The organism is Bradyrhizobium sp. T-1 (genome assembly GCF_053592855.1).
The window spans coordinates 5155440-5172438 of sequence record NZ_CM132115.1; the positions used below are offsets into that span (position 1 = coordinate 5155440).

Here is a 16999-nt window from a genome sequence, read left to right on the forward strand (position 1 = left end):
CGGTTTTTTCGATCCGGCTCTTCGCATGACGGTGGTCAGGCAGCCGCCTCTGCCGGTGCGTGGGCACAGACGCATGCGATCGCATCGCGCAGGACATCGATGCCGGCCCCCGGCTTCACACCCTGCTCGGCGAGATGGCGGCGGAATGCGCGCGCACCAGGCACGGCATGGAAAGCGCCGACGAAATGCCGCGTGATGGCGTGCATCCGCGTGCCACGCGCGAGCTGCGCCTCGATGTAGGGCATCATCGCTTCGAATGCGTCCTGCATCGTCGCATGGGGCGACGCCTCACCGAAGATGTCGGAATCGACCGAGAGCAGCCGCCACGGCTCTTGGTATGCGGCGCGGCCAAGCATCACGCCATCGACATGCGCAAGATGCGCCTTCGCCTCCTCGATACTCAGAACACCGCCATTGATGATGACGGGCACATCAGGCATCGCACGCTTGAGCCGATAGACGCGATCATAGTCGAGCGGGGGGATGTCGCGGTTCTCCTTCGGCGACAGGCCGTTGAGCCAAGCCTTGCGGGCATGCACGATCAGCGCGTCGCTGCCCGCAGCGACGACGGCCCGCGCGAGCGCATCAAGCGCAACTTCCGGATCCTGGTCATCGATCCCGATGCGGCATTTCACCGTAACGGGAACGGACACTGCGCGCTTCATCGCGTCGACGCACCTTGCTACGAGTTCCGGCTCTGCCATCAGGCAGGCACCGAAGCGGCCGTCCTTCACACGATCGGACGGGCAGCCGACATTGAGGTTGATCTCGTCATAGCCGACCTCTTCACCGATCCGCGCAGCCTTCGCGAGATCGCCTGGATCCGAGCCTCCAAGCTGGAGCGCCACGGGATGCTCGACAGTGTCGAAACCAAGCAGCCGCTCTCGATCGCCATGAATAATGGCACCCGTCGTCAGCATCTCGGTATAGAGCAGCGCCCGTTTCGACAAATGGCGGTGGAACACCCGGCAATGCCGGTCGGTCCAATCCATCATGGGCGCCACGGAGAACTTTAATCTTTGTAAATTCAACAGCTTGATCTTGATTTTCAGCTCGCGCAGCCCGCGGTACCGCTTCCGAGCCATCCCGCTCAGGTCATTGCGGTATATTCATTGCCCAAGCATGCACCACTTTCAACAGAAAGAATTTCGCTTCTTGACAGGGAGAGCAAGCTCACGCCTCAAGGCGCCGGGAAGAACCTTGGACAGCCAGCATCGGCGAGAATGATCCGGCAGCTCAATAGGCCGTGAGCTATCGGCTCATATCATCTCCGAGACGCGCGCTATGCGTCCTGCGAGATCGGCCGGCCGCTCCCACCGCTTTTCCGCTGGATCGTCGTAGCCCTCCTGACGGCCTTTTGCTGATCGAGCGCATTCCGCCGAAGCGCTGGTCGGTCTATGGGAGAGCGGCTGGAACTACTCAAAACGAGCAATCGCAAACGAAGTCAGATCGATATGATTGCGCCCGCCGGTCAATCGTTCGGCAACCACCACATCACCGATTCCGGCGGAGTGCTTGAAACCGTGGCCGGAACATGCCGAGACCACGAAAATGCGGTCATGGCGCGGATGGTGATCGATGATGAACCCTCGATCGGGAGTGACGGTATAGAGACAGGCGGCCGCTTGAGCCACGCGCGGCGTCGCACCTGCCAACCGTCCCTGGACGGGCCTGCGGTACATCTCGGCGGACCCTGCCGGATCGACCTCGCGGTCGATGGTATCAGCGGTCGTCCGCGTCTCATACTGTTCGGTCGCGACTTTGATGCGGCGATCGCCCGGCAGCGGTGCAAAGCCATAGAGATAGTCGACGTCGGTCGCGCCATGCATCCAGATGAACGCCGGAGCGTCAGGCCCGTAAGCGGCGGCATCGTCGAGTTCGTACCAGTGAAGAACCTGGCGATTGACGGTCAGCAGGCGATCGAACGGCGCTCCCAGCAGGGGCGCTGTCCAGCCACCGGCCGTAACCACGGCCTGCTGCGCCTCGATCGTTCCACTCGAGGTCTCGACACGGACCATGCCGTGCTGGTCGACTGAAAGAACCTCTACGCCGGTGCGGATTTGCGTGCCAAGCTGCGAGGCGCGGCTCAGTTGCGCCGAGATGCAGCGCTCGGGAAACACATAGCCGCCGCCAGGCTCATAGTAAGCCTTCTCGTTTCCTGCGAGGCCCAGGAATTGAGGGAACCTGCGGGCAACTTCCGTACCGTCGAGAATTTCGTGCTCGATGCCGAAATCGCGGGAGACCTCGACCGAGCGCGCGACGAAGTCCGGTTTGCCATGGTGCGAGGTCGGTCCCGCGCCGGGCCCCATGACCAGAACGCCACAATCATTCAGCAGCTTCTCACCGGTATCCGCTTCGAGCTCGCGCCAGATCCGGTGGGAGTTGAGGACGAGTGGAGCGTAGACGCCACCCTCACCGACCGCCTGCCGCGTGATACGGGTTTCTCCGTGGCTCGACCCCACACGGTGTGGGGGGCACGAAACGATCGATTCCGATCGCATGCACGCCGCGCTTGGCCAACTGATAAAGGATGGCACTGCCCATCGCGCCAAGACCAACGACAACGATATCCGCTTGGTCGGTCATGATCCCTGAGCGAAATGCCGATCCAATCTGTGACTGGACCGATTGAGAAATTTGGTTGGACCAAGCTTCCGCTGTTTGGCTCTTCGAGGACGGCATATGCATGAATTGGAAGCCGAAATTACCGTTTCGGATTCTCGGTGCACACGTCGCGCGCACGAGAGCAGGAGTGCACAGGCAGGACCCAGAGCACTCAGAACGTCTTTGAGCTTTCGGGTCATGAGGCGCCGCGGTTATACTCATCTCGCAATACGAGTATAACTCACGCCTGCCGTCCACTGTTCGGCCGGCGGTTGGCTGCTGCGACCGCCCGCAGACTGTCACATCTGCTGTCGTGCGCGAGTTCCGCGCGCGACGTGTTAAGGGTCGCGTGCGCCATGCAGAATTTGTGGAGGATTCGGATGAAAGCTTTCTTGCTCGCCTGCGTGGCGGCTGTCGTGATCGCCGTAGCCTCGGCTGCGATGCTTAGCGGCATCCAGGAGCCCGTCGCACAGGCCTTTGCGACCACCGGCGTGCGTCTCTAGGGAGCGGCCGAGGGACCGCTACTCCGCCGCAGAGGCCGCGCGGCGCGGCTGCCCTGTGCGCGACGTTTCCTCGTCCAACCACAGGCTGTGATGCTCGCGCGCCCAATTGACGTCAACTTCGCCTGACCCCATCGCCTCGAACGCGCCTTCCATACCGATCGTGCCGATGTAGATATGCGCGAGCATCGCCGCGACGAACAACACCGCAACGATCGAGTGAACGATCTGGGCCATCTGCATGCCTTCAATCCCTGTGGTGTAGAACGGGAACATGAGGAGATAGCCGGTCGCAGCGACGAGACCGCCGCCGATCACGACGATCCAGTAGATCCCCTTTTGGCCCGCGTTGAAGCGACGGGCCGGCGGGTGATCATGCCCGATCAAACCGCCTCCCCGCGTGATCCACTCGACATCCAGCTTGCTCGGGATATTGTTGCCAAGCCACACCAGAAAGATCAGCACGACTCCAATGGTGAACGGGAAGCTCAAATAATTGTGGGCATACTTCGCCCATTGCGACCATTCCGAAAACGCCTCGAATCCGATCAGCGGCAGCAGCAGCGGCCGGCCGAAGGTGATATTCAGGCCGGAGATCGCCAGAATGATAAAGCAGGTCGCGGACATCCAGTGCACGAACCGCTCAAACATATTGAAGCGAACGATGGTGCGTCCCGATCGGCCGCTTTCGAGGCGGACCATGCCGCGCGTAAGATAAAAGATCACGAGCACCGCCAGCATACCGACGATCGCCACGCCACCAATCCACCGTAGCGTGACATTGCGGAATTCACGCCATTCGCGCCCCTGCGGCTGCTCGAGAACACCTGACCGCTGATCCGGGATACTGACCCGCCCCTGGATCCGGTTCAATTCCTGCAGCAACTGCTGCTCCTTGACCGAACTCGCGGTTGGATTGACCTGCTGGGCACCCGACGACGCCGGCGCCACGATGACCAGCAGAAGCAGCGCCCACGCCCCGACGCCCAATCGAATGAACCTTCCAAATGACGCCATGAGCTCCTCCCGGTCTTGCGCGCACCGCTTGCGTCAGGACTCGATCGTCTCGCGATAAGCCGTCTTCCAGCCCCATGCCCCCGAGCCGTAGCCGCGCTTCATCACGCGCTCCTTGTAAATCTGCGCGATGATCTCACCGTCGCCAGCGAGCAGCGATTTCGTCGAGCACATCTCGGCACACAGCGGCAGCTTGCCTTCGGCAAGTCGATTCGCGCCATATTTCTCATATTCCTCCTTGCTGCCGTCGGTCTCGGGACCACCGGCGCAATAGGTGCATTTGTCCATCTTGCCGCGCGAGCCGAAATTGCCGACTTTCGGATATTGCGGCGCGCCGAACGGACACGCATAGAAGCAATAGCCGCAGCCGATGCAGAGATCCTTGGAATGCAGCACGACGCCATCGGCCGTGGTGTAGAAGCAGTTCACCGGACACACGGCGGCGCAGGGGGCATCGGTGCAGTGCATGCAGGCCATCGAGACCGAACGCTCGCCGGGCTTGCCGTCGTTGATGGTCACGACACGGCGCCGGTTGATGCCCCAGGGAACCTCGTGCTCATTCTTGCACGCGGTGACGCAGGCGTTGCACTCGATGCAACGGTCGGCGTCGCAGAGGAATTTCATACGGGCCATCGTCGTTGCTCCTTATGCCGCCGCAATTTGGCAGAGGGTGACCTTGGGCTCCTGCATCCCCGTCGCCGGATCGTATCCATACGTGGTGATCGTGTTGGCGCTTTCGCCAAGCACGATCGGGTCGGTGCCTTTCGGATAGTTGCCGCGAAGATCCTTGCCTGCGAGCCAACCGCCGAAATGGAACGGCATCCAGGCGACGCCCTTGCCAACGCGCTCGGTGACGAGAGCCTTCATTCTCGCCCTGGAATTGTTCTCCGCGCCGGTGACCCAAACCCAGCCGCCGTCCTTGATGCCGCGATCGGAGGCATCGGCAGGATTGATCTCGATGAACATGTCCTGCTGCAGCTCGGCAAGCCACGGATTGGTGCGGGTCTCCTCCCCGCCGCCCTCATATTCAACCAGACGGCCCGAGGAGAGGATGAGCGGAAACTGTTTTGCAATTCCCTTCTCCACCGCAGCTTTCTGCACCGAGAAACCGATATTGGGCATGCGGAACTGCTTGGCATCGGGCAACGTCGGATATTTCGCGACGAGGTCGACACGTGGCGTGTAGATCGGCTCGCGATGCACCGGAATCGGGTCCGGCAGGCCGAACGCATTCATGCGCGCCTTGCCGTTGCCGTAGGGCACACAGCCGTGCTTGAGCGCGACCCGCTGGATGCCTCCGGAGAGATCGAGCGACCACGACACCGCATCGGGAGTGGCGGGATTGACCTTGTTGATCACGGCCATTTCGGCCTCGGTGAGATCCTTGTCCCAGCCGAGCTTCTTCAGGCTCGCGAGTGTGAATTCGGGATAGCCATCCTGGATCTCCGAATCCTTCGAGGCGGACTTGTCCGCCAGCAGGCTGATCTTGCGCGTGGTCCCGTCCGGCAGCTTCTCCTCGCGCTCAACGCCGAAGCGCGGCCGGAACGTGCCGCCACCATCCATCACATGCAGATTGGTATTATAGAGCAGCGGCGTGCCGGGATGCTTGACCTCCGGTGATCCCCAGCACGGCCAAGGCAGACCGTAATAGTCGCCCCCGACCTCGGGATCTTCCTTAGGCGCCCGCATTGTCAGCATGTCGAACTTCGCCTGGTTCTTCATGTGCGCCTTGAGGCGCTCCGGCGATTGCCCGCAATAGCCGGTCGACCAGCTGCCGCGATTCATCTCGCGCAGCACATCTTCTGCTTCCGGCAGATTGTTCTCGATCTTGATCTTCTTGAACATCTGGTCGGCGAAGCCGAGCTTCTTCGCCATCAGATAGATGACCTCGAGATCGTCCTTCGATTCGAAAATCGGCTTCACGATCTGCTCGCCCCATTGCAGCGAGCGGTTTGACGCGACGCGCGACCCTTTGCACTCGAACTGCGTGGCGACCGGGAGAATGTAGACACCGTCCTTACGTCCTGCCTCGACCGAGAGCGAGGCCCAAGTCGTCGGATGCGGGTCGGCGATGACGAGCAGCTCGAGCGCCTTCAGGCCGTTCAGGGATTCAGGAATACGGGTGATGCTGTTGGAAGCGTGCCCCTGCACGAACACCGCCCGCACGTTGTCCTTTTGCGCCACCTGATCCTTCGGCAGCGTCACCGCATCGAACCAGCGGGTCAGCGGGATGCCCGGGGTTTCCATGATCTGCTTGGAATCGAAGCGCGACTTCAGGAAGTCGTAGTCGACCTCCCAAACCCGCGACCAGTGCTTCCAGGCACCCTCGGCGAGGCCGTAGTAGAACGGCAGCGTGACGATATCGAGCCCGACGTCAGTCGCGCCCTGTACGTTGTCGTGGCCGCGGAAGATATTGGCTCCCTTACCTTCTCCGCCGACATTGCCGGTCATCAGCAACAGGATGCAGCTGGCGCGCACGTTGGCGGTGCCGACGGTCTTCTGGGTCTGCCCCATCGCCCAGATCAACGTCGCCGGCTTTTCAGTGGCGAACATCTTGGCGACGCGCTTGAGCTGCTCGCCGGGAATGCCAGTGACACGCTCGACCTCTTCCGGATTCCACTTTTCCACTTCCTTGCGGAGATCGTCGAACCCGTAGACCCGCTGCCGGATGAACTCTTTGTCCTCCCAGCCGTTCTGGAGAATGTGCCACATCATGCCGTAAAGCACGGGAATGTCAGTGCCTGGCCGCATCCGAACATATTCCGTCGCATGCGCGGCCGTGCGCGTCAGGCGCGGGTCGATGACGATGAAGTTGGCCTTTTTCAGCTCCTTTCCCTCGAGCAGATGCTGCAGCGAGACCGGATGCGCCTCTGCCGGATTGCCGCCCAGGATCATCTGCGTCTTCGCATTGCGGATGTCATTGTAGCTGTTGGTCATCGCGCCGTAGCCCCAGGTGTTGGCGACGCCGGTGACGGTCGTTGAATGGCAGATGCGGGCCTGGTGATCAGTGTTGTTGGTTCCCCAGAACGCCCCTAGCTTGCGGAACAGATAGGCGCCTTCGTTGGTCATCTTGGCCGAGCCGAGCCAATAGACGGAATCGGGGCCCGACTTTTCACGCACGGCCAGAAGCTTGTCGCCGATCTCGTTGATCGCGGCGTCCCAGGAGACGCGCGTCCACTGCCCGCCGACGAGCTTCATCGGATAGCGCAGGCGTCGTTCGCTATGCACGAGCTCGCGCACGGAGGCGCCCTTGGCACAATGCGAGCCGCGGTTGATCGGGGAATCCCAACTCGGCTCCTGGCCGATCCAGACCCCGTTCAAGACCTCCGCCGTTACCGTGCAGCCGACCGAACAATGCGTGCAGATGCTCTTGCGGACGGTCGCGCCCATGGTGAGCGGGCCGGCCATCGCCGCCTCTGCCTTGCGCACGCCGCCGAGCGGCAGAGTGCCAAGTGCGGCGAGTGCGCCGCCTGCAAGCCCGGATTTGCGCAGGAAACTGCGGCGGTCGAGACCGCCGCCCTGACCCGCAAGGGACTCCGAGACGGAGCCGTGGCGCAGGGAACGCTGGTTTGTTCGCTTGATCAGCACGGTCAGCCTCCCTTAGCCGGATAACGGTTGACTCGGTAGAAGGCCTTCACGTGATCGGATTCCTTGTAGCGGGCCTTGCGCTTCTCATCGTTGGTCTCGCTGTCGGCCTGCGCGGACCCGACCAGCGGTGTCGCGAGCGTAGCGCCGGCGCCCACCGTGCCGGCACCAACCTTGCGTAGGAAGTCGCGGCGTCCGACTGTGGTTACCTTCCCTTCACTCATCGCATCTCTCCTGGACCTACGTGTGCAGGTCAGTTGGCGAACGTGAATGCTTTCATCTCGATCTCGATAAAGGCGCGGCCGAGCGCGCCGACAGCACGATAGAAAGTGGCGTTCTCTGCGCCCTCGATGTCGCCGAACAGACGACCCATCCAGGGGGCGACGTGTTTCTCGAAAAAGGAGCGCTGCGCTTCGCAGGAAGCCTCGAAGCGGCCACCCGCAAGACCTGCCATGACCTCGCAGAGGATGGCCGCGTGATCTTCCGGCTCCGAGCTGTTCGCAACACGCTCGATCCCGAACGCGGCGAGGTCGGCGCGCAGGCGCGAAAGCGGCCGCTCATTGAGAAAGCCGGTCAGATAGTAGGAGGCGTAGGGCAACAGCTCGCCGCGGCCGAGGCCGACGAACAGATCGAAATGTTCGCGCTCGACCTTCGCTGCGACCGTGTCGGCAGCGGCCGCAGCCAGTGCAATGTGCGCTCGCCCGAGCGTCGTCGCATCACCGGTCAATGCAGCCAGTTGATCAAGCAGCTTTCCTGACGGCGCAGCGGACAGTAGCGTAGCCAGCAGCAAATATTCCTGCGCGCGCGCCGCGTCGACGGGATCACCCGGTCTCGCAGGCAGGGGCTGCTTGCTGAAAAGATCAGGCCGCAATTCGCCGCGAGAAATGCCAGTCGCGGCTTCGACTGCAATCACCCGCTGTGCGGGCACCTTGCTCCAGCTCGAAACGGAGGGCTGGCTGATGCCGATTTTTCGCGCAAGCTGGGCAACGCCGCCAGCAGCGTCAATAGCGCGATCAAGGCCATCATCACGCACGCGGACCTCCAATCCAAGTCCCAGGTGCTTGATTTTTGCTTTTGTAACAAAGCAATAGCGAAGCGTAGTCCTCGCTCCGCGGGTGGTCAACGCTTGCCCATAGCCAGAGGCTATAGGCCTTTGGTCGAGCATCTAGGATGGAAGCGCGCCACCATGCGTCCGGCTTCGCCGCACAGGATCGGTTTCATCTTTGGTGTCTTCAGCCACCGCCGGTTGCGCCGCAACAGGAGCGGACGCGAGCTCGGCCGCGGTAGGTCCGTCAGCCGCGTCCCTGGCCGCTCCAGGTTCATCCTCCTGATGCAATTCTCGTGAAGAATCCTCGGATTCGACGGACAGATCCGGCGGGGATTGGGCCGCCTTGCCCAAGCCACCGACGATCCGGTCAACCAGCGCGGCCAATTCTGCCTCGGAGCAATCCAGCGGGCCGAAGCCAGGCATTGCGGTCGGATCGTTGAAGTCCCAGGCGTTCTCCGCGAGCCCGACGAAGCCGCAAATGGCAGGATCGGCGCTCCAGGCGCGACGAAGAGCCGCACGCTTCAACTCCTGTGGAATCCCTTTGCGCAGAAATGACGTGATGTCGGTCTCGGACGTAATCAAGTCGAGCGACGGCAGGCTCGACAGATCGAATTCGGGCTCCTCGTCTTTGACGGCGGGCGGCGGCGGAGATTGCACGTCGTCGTGCATTGCCGTCTCCGGCGGGGTAGCATTCGCCCTCGCCTCCTGCTTGCGGCGAGACCACCGTTTCAGGAACTTGTCCTCACTCATTTATATCCGCCTTCATGCTGGCGGCGCGCCAGCGCCTCCGGATCGGCTTACCGGCGCGTGCGCTTGAAGAACTCACGTTCGACATGGTGCTCAGCGACAAAGCTTGCAATCGCCTCCCGCAGCATCTCCGGAATGGCCACCGGCTCGACGAGATTGCCGCCGGCCTCTGTGAAGGCCTCGCCTTCCGCGGGATCGGCAGTAGCGGCCGTCACCGAATAGGGCAAGGCACCTTCCGCAGGCGACAACACCGTCCAGATGCTAGGATTACCCGAGGCGAGATTGTCGCGATAGCGCGCCGTTTCGGACGGATAGAGATCGACTGTGGCGCTGCCCGCATAGAACAGGGTCGCACCGTGCTCCTCGCGAAGCACGGTCCACGGCTTCGTCCTCGGCTCGTCCGGCAGGACTGCGACGGCACGCCAGACGAAGTCGGCCCATCGCGAGCCCGCCTTGCACCGCTCGACCACGATGCCGACGGGGATGCGTACAAGCGGCAGCGCGGCAGAGCTCACATCACCATCTCCAGAGGTTTAATCGGCAGCCCCGTCAGCAGATTCTGCGGTTTCATCCGCAGTTTCAGGTCAGGCGTCATCGCGAGGATAAGATAGACCGGCTCCCCCCGTACCTCGTCTATCGCCTGGCTACCGACCGCAAAGGTCAACCGGAACATTGCGAGCACGCGGCCGGCGCTGCGTTCGTCGAGCTGCTCGCCATGCCAGAGACGGTCGCCGAGATCGGTGGCGTCGGCGTCGAGACCGACATACCAGCTGAGCCGCGCATCATGCAGCTCGCGCAGCGGTTCGACCGCGACATCGATCGCGAGCAGATGGGAGATCCAGCGTGCCATCGCCTGCGCAAGCGCAGCCGGTCCGCGGCCGCCTGAGGTAAGGTCGAGCGCCATGTCGAAATGGTCGCTGCGCTGCCAATACTCCTCGGCATTTCCGTCGCTCAATACGTCCAGCTGGGCGTCGGTCGCAGCTCCCAGCATCGACATCAGCGAGAGCACGGGAGTCAGGCTGAGTCCGCTGACAACCTCCTCATCGCCGAGCAACAAGGCCCGCTCATGCGGCATGATGCGCTGGGGACGGAAGAACAGTTCCGCAGCGCGCAGCACGTACGCGTCGTCGCAGCCATCGAGCGCGTTGCGCAGGATCACCTGCACGAGTTGATTGACGAACAGCGGTGGCAGATCGTTGGTACGCGACCGGACGGTTGCGAGGTAGGCCGCCTCGAGCGTCGCATGTCGCGCGAGGAGATCGCGAAAGGCGAGCACGAACCGCCAGTTTTCGCGGGCGTCCGCATCAGCAATCGCAGCGACCTCGCCCGCGTTGACGAACTTGTGCGGATCGACGAACAGCTCGCGGTGCAACCTTCGTTCGATCACGCATGCATTGTCCGGCGGCATCAGCTCGGGGCGGGCAAAGTAGGCTTTCAGGAATTCATCGGTCGCATGGAGCCCGCCGCTCGCATCACGATCGAGCAAGTGATGGCCGCACGCGATCCAGAAATCCTTCATCGGTGTTGCAGCTCCCCAGCGATGTCCGCAAGGTTGAGATCGCTGTCCTCCTCCACCTCCATGAACGAGAACGCCCTGCCATGGCCCTGCCCTTTCCGCAGCTGCAACCTGCGGAAGGTCTCGCGGACCTCGCCGTCATTGGCCGCGCGGTGCACCGCAATGAGCGAGCTGATCGGATGGGTACAGAGCGTTTGCACAAAGGCGACTTCGTCTATTGCGGCAGGCCGCGCCGTTGCCAGATCCGGCGCGCCGAAGCGATCGACGAGTTGCCTGGCAAGCAGTTCGACCAGCGCCCGGCAATCATCCTCGGTCGCCGGAACGATCTGCGCCAGCGTCGACCAGCCCCAGGATTGCACGCCAAGGAAGCCGCTGCGGAAGGCGGCGCGCCCCTTGCCGCTCAGTTTCGCCGGATCCCGATCGCAGAAGCGAAAGGCGCCGGAGATGGCCCATTCGCCTGATACGGCCGGCACGTCGAACATAATGGTGTCGGACGGATCTAGCGCGATGGTGCGCAGCAGTTTCATAGCCGCGGCCCTCCGAGCTTCGGATCGAACCAGGATGGCGTGGCGAGTGCCTCCACGAGCCCACCCCGCTCAGTCGTGTCGGTGCCGAGCCGCCGCGTGAGGAGATCGCCCTGACCGTCAATCCGCAGAAGCGTTTGCCTCTCGCGCGGTACGCGACTGAGATAGGCGCGCGCGATGCCGTCAAAGCCATCGACCTGCCAACCGTCGATTGCCCGCATCAGGTGGCGCGCAAAGCTCTCGGTCACCTGCACGGCCCCCACATCGCCAAACCCCTCCTCGTCCAGCGCTGACGCCAGTGGATGAACGCCGGGTCCCGGATCAGTCATAGCGACGGTCCGGATCATGGCGCCGAACACTAGCCACGCCGGCGGTTCGTCCTCGCGCGCGGACGGCGGCCATCCCATCCGACCGCCGCCGACCAGCCCGCCGTCAATCCTGACCGCGTCGGGCCAGTCGATCGCAATGACCTTGTTCGGTGGCGCATAGGCGCGGAGAGAATCCGTGAGCGCGACCATGCTGGCGTAGAAGGCGCGTCGCGCTGCGCCCAAGGGCTCGCTCGGCTCGAGCACCACTGCAAATTCGGCAAGATCGAACCGTCCGACATAGACCAGCGTTCCGGCGCCACTTTCGGGTGCAATGCGGCAAGCGTGGGCGAAGGCATCTCCGCCCTCACGCAGCCGGACGAGTGCGAACGGCGGCGGCAGATGAATTGGCTCCGCCAGGGAAATATGGCTGGTTGGGGTCGACCGCAGGCCGTCCTCCACTTTCCTTTTCTTCCCGATAGGGAATATTTATACGAGACAACTGATCGGCGCGAGTCCGTCCTCAGCGCCGCACTGACGGAGGGCTTAACCTGGAGCAACCAGCAAAGACCGTCCTGATCTGCTCGTGTGAAGACACGATGCGCCTCGACACGGCGGCGATCCGGCGTGGATGCCCCAGCTGTGAGATCAAAACCTTTCGTCATCTCTGCGGCGCGGAACTCGAACATTTTCGCAGTGCCGCAAAGGCGGGCGGCGCGCTGACGGTCGCCTGCACGCAGCAGGCGGCGCAGTTTACCGACGAGGCCGCCGAACGCCCTGATGGGATCGGCTTCGTCAACCTCCGCGAGACCGCAGGCTGGTCGCGCGACGGCGCGAATGCGGGTGCGAAGATGGCCGCGCTGCTCGCGGCCGCTGCGGTTCCCGCGCCGGACTATCCGCTGGTCACGCTGACAAGCGACGGCATCGTCCTGATCTATGGGCGCGACGAAACGGCGATCGAAGTCGGCCGGATGTTAGCGGACCACCTCGATGTCACGGTCATGCTCAACCAGCCGACGGACATCACGCCGCCTGCGGCGACAGTCTTCCCGATCGTGAAGGGCACGATCCGCAACGCCCGGGGACATTTCGGCGCCTTCGAGCTCACGATCGACGACTATGCGAAGCCCCGCCCGTCGTCGCGCGATCGCTTCGTGTTCGAATCTCCGCGCGACGGGACGACCTCGCGGTGCAATCTCGTACTCGACCTCTCCGGCGGGATGCCGCTATTTCCTGCGCACGACATGCGCGACGGCTATCTGCGTGCAGATCCCAGGGAACCCGCCGCCGTGCTGCGCGCGGTTCTTTCCGCGCGCGACCTCGTCGGCAGTTTCGACAAGCCGAAATATGTCGACTTCACGCCTGGTCTCTGCGCCCATTCGCGCTCGAAGCTGACCGGATGTCATCGCTGCCTTGACCTGTGCCCGACTGGGGCGATCACCCCCGCTGGCGATCATGTTGCAATCAACGCAGACGTCTGCGCCGGCTGCGGACAATGCGCGGCCGCGTGCCCCACGGGAGCAGCATCCTACGCACTGCCGCCCGCGGACACCCAGCTGCAGACCCTTCGCGCCATGCTGCTCGCCTATCACGCAGCCGGCGGCACGCATCCGATGCTGCTGCTGCATGACAGTCCGCACGGCACGCCGCTGATCGACGCGCTCGCACGTCATGGCGACGGGCTGCCGGCCAACGTGCTTCCCTTCGGCGTCAACGAGCTGACGCAGGTGGGGCTGGAAGCGGTTGTCGGCGCATTCGCCTACGGCGCGTCCGCCGTGCGGTTCCTGCTGCGCGCAAAACCACGGCATGAAGTGACCGGACTATCGCAAACGATCGCCATGGCCGATGCCATTCTGACCGGGCTCGGATTTGACGGATGCCGTGTGGCCACGATCGAAACAGACGATCCCGACGCGCTGGATGCGCAACTGGGCGCAATCGAGACGGTTGCGGCGGTCCAGACACCCGCCACCTTCAGGACAGTCGGCAAGCGAGGCGACCTGCTACGATTTGCCCTGAGCGAATTGCACCGCCTCGCGCCAATGCCGGTCGACGTGGTCGCCCTGCCGCAAGGCGCGCCCCTCGGCACCATCAGCGTCAATACCGATGGATGCACGTTGTGCCTGTCGTGCGTCTCGGTCTGCCCAACCGGCGCGCTTCGCGACGATCCCGAGCGGCCCGTGCTCAAATTCGTCGAAGACGCCTGCGTGCAATGCGGCTTGTGCCAGAGCACATGCCCCGAAAAGGTCATCACGCTCAGGCCGCAGATCGATTTTCGCGCGGCCCGTGCGAGCGCAGTCGCGATCAAGGAGGAAGAGCCCGCGCTGTGCGTCCGCTGCGGTACACCGTTCGGCGTGAAGAGCACGATCGATCGGGTCGCGGCAAAGCTCGAGGGCCAGCATTGGATGTACCCTGCTGAGGACAAGCGGCTCGAGATCTTGCGGATGTGCGCGGACTGCCGCGCCATCGTCATGACCGAACAGCAATTCGATCCGTTCGCTGGCGTCCCCGAGCGGGCCCCGCCGCGCACGGCCGACGACTACTCGCGCCACCGAGACAACAAGAATTAGAGTGTTGTTCGCGCAAGGGCTACTTCGCGGTCGCGCGCGCCAGAAACTCCGTGAGTGCCCGGCGATCTTCCGCCGAGCCGATACGCTGCTCCGGCATCTTGGTGCCGGGCGTATAGGCGTTCGGACCGACCTCGAACAATTTGGCGACGGTCTCTGGCGTCCAGACGATGCCCATCCTCTTGAGCGCGTCGGAGAAGCGGTAGCCCGGCAGCGAGGCGATCTTCCGGCCGTAGAGCCCGGCAAGCGTCGGGCCGGCACGCTGCACCTCCTTGTCCGAAAGGGTGTGACAGGCGACGCAGGCCCTGAAAATTTCGGCGCCGCGATCGCCGGCATAGCCGGCGAGCGGATCGGTCGGCGTGCCCAACAGGTTCGAGCCGAGAGTATCGCCGGTCAGCGCATTCCAGCGCCTGATCTTGCCGTCCGCGCCGCCAGTCAAAAGCGTCGCGCCATCAGGCTGGAACGCAACCGACCAGACCGGCATGCCGGCCCCGACAAGCGTGCGCAGCACGCTGCGCGCCCTGCGATCGACGATCACAACCGAGCCGCTAATGCCGGCCACGGCGATCAACGCACCGTCATGCGAGATGACCAAGGCCACGATCGGCGTGGCGTCGACCACGACGCTGCCGCTCTCCTTGCCGTCGGCGGTCATCATGCGCAACCTTCCGTCCGCCGCGCCCGTGACGATCTCGCCATCCGGCGCAATCGCTACGGCGTTCAATGGCGCAGGCAATTTGGCAATCTCGGACGTGCCATCCGTCAAATGCCAGACCCGCATCGTCTGGTCGTAACCCACGCTCACGAGCGACTGTCCGTCCGGCGTGAACGCGACCCCGTTGACGTTCTGCGAATGCCCCTCCAGCACGCGCGACGTGCCGTCCAAAAGCGACCACAGCCGCACGGTGCGGTCCCACGAGGCCGATGCGAGTGTCGACACATCCGGCGAGACAGCAAGCGCGACGATAGGCCCCGTATGACCTTCGAAGACCTTGTCGGGTTGCTGCCGGCCTGCGGTCCAGATCGCGATGCGTCCGTCCGCGCCGGCCGTCGCCATTCTCGCCTCGCCCAGAAAGGCGACCGCGTTCACCGCATCCGCATGCAAGCGCAACACCTGCTCGGCGGATTCGGTTGCAAGGGACCATCGGATCGCTGCCGTGTCGAAGCTTCCCGACAGCACCGTCTTGCCGTCCACTGAGACGGCGATCGCCCGTACTGGGCCACCATGCCCAATCAATTGCGCGGACGCGGGCCGCAACCCAGCGAGCGGTGCGGCTGCGAGCAACACTACGGAGAGACGCAGGCCTAGTTTCATTCGCCGTCCGGGCGATCGCGAGATGAGATCGACCACGCCATTTTGCACGGTTTGGCGGCGTAGCCAAACCGATGGCCTCGCATCCTCGGTTCCAGGGTGCGACAAGCAGCGCCTTGAGCGGTGAAGCACCGGGCTCTAGGCTGCGCCGCAAGACCTCGGAACTGAGGCGGAACGTGCACATACGATCGAAAGCGTATTTGCAGGTATTGTTGCGATTGCGACGTCTTCACGTTTGGCTTTCACATCATCCCAATCCGACCAGCCAGGAAGCGTCGCCCCTGCTCATCTTCGTCGCGGTCGTGCTGGCCGTGCTGCTGGCGATCCTGGAAGTGGACCAGCAGAGTGCAGCGCTCCGGACGCTGGGACTGCTGGGCGAACCAACCGGCACGCTCTCCAATTTCACCAATCTGATAGGTCCTTGACGGTTCAAAGATGCTGTCGATTCAAGCCATCGACGCCAGTGCAGGCGGTTTCGGAAAAGTTCGTGGGCCGCGTCCCTTACGAACCGCGCATCCGAGGGCCGGCCGATTGCTCTGCCGGAGCCGCCTCATCTCTCACGCGGAAACACCAACGATCGATCGTCGAAATCCTGGACCGGAAGTTTATCCGCCTGCGATCCGGTTTTCGACTCCTGCACGGCGGCTGGGCGGGCCGCGCCGGTGGTCCCGGCAATCGGCCATGGGTGCGATCGCAGCATGGTCGTCGCGGCGGCGAGCGACGCAACGGCGATCAATCCGCAAATTGTCAGACGCTTCATTGGAATCTCCGTGTGCGCGTGCCCGAGCCCTGATTAGCGCGTCACCCGAGTTCCGGATGTGTGCTGCCTCACATCTCTCGTACCGGTGATCGGAGTTCCGTTCTTTTATTCCACCTTGCATTTGGTGCGCCGATTCGGACGTTCAATTCGGCGGAGCGCTACCAACCCACACTGAAATAGCTGCTCGTTCTCGAGTCCGGCCAGCGAGGGCTCCGCGAAGCACAACGAAGGGGTGACGCGTTTTCTGATTGCGAGCACGATGGTCATGCTCTTCCGCCGACCCGAGGCGGCCAAATCCCACCTCGCAAAGTCTGCTTACACCGGCTCTGATGAGATTTTTCTTGATCTCCCGGTGCACACGCCGCCTTCCAACCGATTGAACCTTGAACTCTCATTCCAGTCCATCATGAACAAGTTCGACCCAGGTCCAGCAATCGTTGTCCGATTGGAGCCAATCAGAGGAAGGTTCGTCCACGACCCTGCTGCCCCACGCCGGCGAAGGTTTCCGAGAACCAAG

The 16999-nt window shown here is 63.1% G+C and carries 16 protein-coding genes and 1 pseudogene; 3 read left to right on the plus strand and 14 right to left on the minus strand.

The annotated features are described in order from the left end of the window. Window positions 1-35 precede the first annotated feature (35 nt). Together dusA and solA are read right to left on the minus strand one after the other, a co-directional pair. Window positions 36-995, minus strand: a complete 960-nt coding sequence (gene dusA / locus ACWAT4_RS25050; RefSeq protein WP_249154335.1) for a tRNA dihydrouridine(20/20a) synthase DusA — start codon at window positions 993-995, stop codon at window positions 36-38. Window positions 996-1415: 420 nt separating this feature from the next. Further along, window positions 1416-2586 (minus strand): annotated as a pseudogene (solA, locus tag ACWAT4_RS25055) (N-methyl-L-tryptophan oxidase). Window positions 2587-2984: 398 nt separating this feature from the next. On the opposite strand from solA, the gene ACWAT4_RS25060 reads away from it, so the two are divergent. After that, the gene (locus tag ACWAT4_RS25060) at window positions 2985-3107 is read left to right on the plus strand and encodes a hypothetical protein (RefSeq protein WP_283815627.1); all 123 of its coding nucleotides are present in this window, start codon (window positions 2985-2987) and stop codon (window positions 3105-3107) included. An 18-nt stretch (window positions 3108-3125) separates the two neighbouring features. Here ACWAT4_RS25060 and ACWAT4_RS25065 read toward each other — a convergent pair whose 3' ends face one another. The 10 genes from ACWAT4_RS25065 to ACWAT4_RS25110 form a co-directional block, all read right to left on the minus strand. Next, window positions 3126-4121, minus strand: a complete 996-nt coding sequence (locus tag ACWAT4_RS25065; protein ID WP_449728314.1) for a formate dehydrogenase subunit gamma — start codon at window positions 4119-4121, stop codon at window positions 3126-3128. A gap of 33 nt (window positions 4122-4154) precedes the next feature. Further along, on the minus strand, window positions 4155-4751 hold the full coding sequence (fdh3B, locus tag ACWAT4_RS25070) for a formate dehydrogenase FDH3 subunit beta (protein ID WP_212302481.1): 597 nt from the start codon (window positions 4749-4751) through the stop codon (window positions 4155-4157). 12 nt (window positions 4752-4763) lie between these two features. Continuing rightward, on the minus strand, window positions 4764-7706 hold the full coding sequence (locus ACWAT4_RS25075; RefSeq protein WP_449728315.1) for a formate dehydrogenase subunit alpha: 2943 nt from the start codon (window positions 7704-7706) through the stop codon (window positions 4764-4766). 2 nt (window positions 7707-7708) lie between these two features. After that, on the minus strand, window positions 7709-7927 hold the full coding sequence (locus tag ACWAT4_RS25080) for a twin-arginine translocation signal domain-containing protein (protein ID WP_212302479.1): 219 nt from the start codon (window positions 7925-7927) through the stop codon (window positions 7709-7711). Window positions 7928-7956: 29 nt separating this feature from the next. Then, window positions 7957-8736, minus strand: coding sequence for a Cro/CI family transcriptional regulator (locus ACWAT4_RS25085; RefSeq protein ID WP_212302637.1), 780 nt, complete (start codon window positions 8734-8736; stop codon window positions 7957-7959). Window positions 8737-8868: 132 nt separating this feature from the next. Further along, window positions 8869-9501, minus strand: coding sequence for a DUF3306 domain-containing protein (locus ACWAT4_RS25090; protein ID WP_449728316.1), 633 nt, complete (start codon window positions 9499-9501; stop codon window positions 8869-8871). A gap of 47 nt (window positions 9502-9548) precedes the next feature. Continuing rightward, entirely contained in the window at window positions 9549-10013 is a 465-nt protein-coding gene (locus ACWAT4_RS25095) for a DUF3305 domain-containing protein (RefSeq protein WP_449728317.1), read from the minus strand. After that, window positions 10010-11017, minus strand: coding sequence for a DUF6352 family protein (locus ACWAT4_RS25100; protein WP_449728318.1), 1008 nt, complete (start codon window positions 11015-11017; stop codon window positions 10010-10012). The genes ACWAT4_RS25095 and ACWAT4_RS25100 overlap by 4 nt, the downstream gene beginning before the upstream one ends. Then, complete coding sequence (locus ACWAT4_RS25105; protein WP_212443888.1) at window positions 11014-11541, minus strand: DUF6505 family protein; 528 nt, start codon at window positions 11539-11541, stop codon at window positions 11014-11016. The genes ACWAT4_RS25100 and ACWAT4_RS25105 overlap by 4 nt, the downstream gene beginning before the upstream one ends. Next, entirely contained in the window at window positions 11538-12305 is a 768-nt protein-coding gene (locus ACWAT4_RS25110) for a biotin/lipoate--protein ligase family protein (protein WP_449728319.1), read from the minus strand. Before ACWAT4_RS25110 ends, ACWAT4_RS25105 begins: the two co-directional genes overlap by 4 nt. A gap of 137 nt (window positions 12306-12442) precedes the next feature. Between ACWAT4_RS25110 and ACWAT4_RS25115 the strand changes: the two genes are divergently transcribed. Further along, window positions 12443-14413 carry a 4Fe-4S binding protein gene (locus ACWAT4_RS25115; protein WP_449728320.1) on the plus strand — a complete coding sequence of 657 codons (1971 nt, stop codon included), beginning with the start codon at window positions 12443-12445 and terminating at the stop codon, window positions 14411-14413. A 19-nt stretch (window positions 14414-14432) separates the two neighbouring features. On the opposite strand, the gene ACWAT4_RS25120 is transcribed toward ACWAT4_RS25115, so the two are convergent. Beyond that, a complete protein-coding gene (locus tag ACWAT4_RS25120) occupies window positions 14433-15725 on the minus strand; it encodes a c-type cytochrome (protein WP_212425657.1) in 1293 nt (430 codons plus the stop codon). 113 nt (window positions 15726-15838) lie between these two features. Between ACWAT4_RS25120 and ACWAT4_RS25125 the strand changes: the two genes are divergently transcribed. Continuing rightward, window positions 15839-16147 carry a hypothetical protein gene (locus ACWAT4_RS25125; protein ID WP_449728321.1) on the plus strand — a complete coding sequence of 103 codons (309 nt, stop codon included), beginning with the start codon at window positions 15839-15841 and terminating at the stop codon, window positions 16145-16147. Between the two features lie 125 nt (window positions 16148-16272). On the opposite strand, the gene ACWAT4_RS25130 is transcribed toward ACWAT4_RS25125, so the two are convergent. Further along, the gene (locus tag ACWAT4_RS25130) at window positions 16273-16482 is read right to left on the minus strand and encodes a hypothetical protein (protein WP_212443891.1); all 210 of its coding nucleotides are present in this window, start codon (window positions 16480-16482) and stop codon (window positions 16273-16275) included. Between the last annotated feature and the right edge of the window lie 517 nt (window positions 16483-16999).

Excerpts from the sequence above, each read along its gene's own strand:
- dusA (WP_249154335.1), bottom strand. The coding sequence starts at position 995 with ATGATGGATTGGACCGACCGGCATTGCCGGGTGTTCCACCGCCATTTG.
- ACWAT4_RS25065 (WP_449728314.1), bottom strand. The coding sequence starts at position 4,121 with ATGGCGTCATTTGGAAGGTTCATTCGATTGGGCGTCGGGGCGTGGGCG.
- ACWAT4_RS25130 (WP_212443891.1), bottom strand. The coding sequence starts at position 16,482 with ATGAAGCGTCTGACAATTTGCGGATTGATCGCCGTTGCGTCGCTCGCC.
- ACWAT4_RS25090 (WP_449728316.1), bottom strand. The coding sequence starts at position 9,501 with ATGAGTGAGGACAAGTTCCTGAAACGGTGGTCTCGCCGCAAGCAGGAG.
- ACWAT4_RS25100 (WP_449728318.1), bottom strand. The coding sequence starts at position 11,017 with ATGAAGGATTTCTGGATCGCGTGCGGCCATCACTTGCTCGATCGTGAT.
- ACWAT4_RS25120 (WP_212425657.1), bottom strand. The coding sequence starts at position 15,725 with ATGAAACTAGGCCTGCGTCTCTCCGTAGTGTTGCTCGCAGCCGCACCG.
- ACWAT4_RS25105 (WP_212443888.1), bottom strand. The coding sequence starts at position 11,541 with ATGAAACTGCTGCGCACCATCGCGCTAGATCCGTCCGACACCATTATG.
- fdh3B (WP_212302481.1), bottom strand. The coding sequence starts at position 4,751 with ATGGCCCGTATGAAATTCCTCTGCGACGCCGACCGTTGCATCGAGTGC.
- ACWAT4_RS25060 (WP_283815627.1), top strand. The coding sequence starts at position 2,985 with ATGAAAGCTTTCTTGCTCGCCTGCGTGGCGGCTGTCGTGATCGCCGTA.
- ACWAT4_RS25115 (WP_449728320.1), top strand. The coding sequence starts at position 12,443 with ATGCGCCTCGACACGGCGGCGATCCGGCGTGGATGCCCCAGCTGTGAG.
- ACWAT4_RS25080 (WP_212302479.1), bottom strand. The coding sequence starts at position 7,927 with ATGAGTGAAGGGAAGGTAACCACAGTCGGACGCCGCGACTTCCTACGC.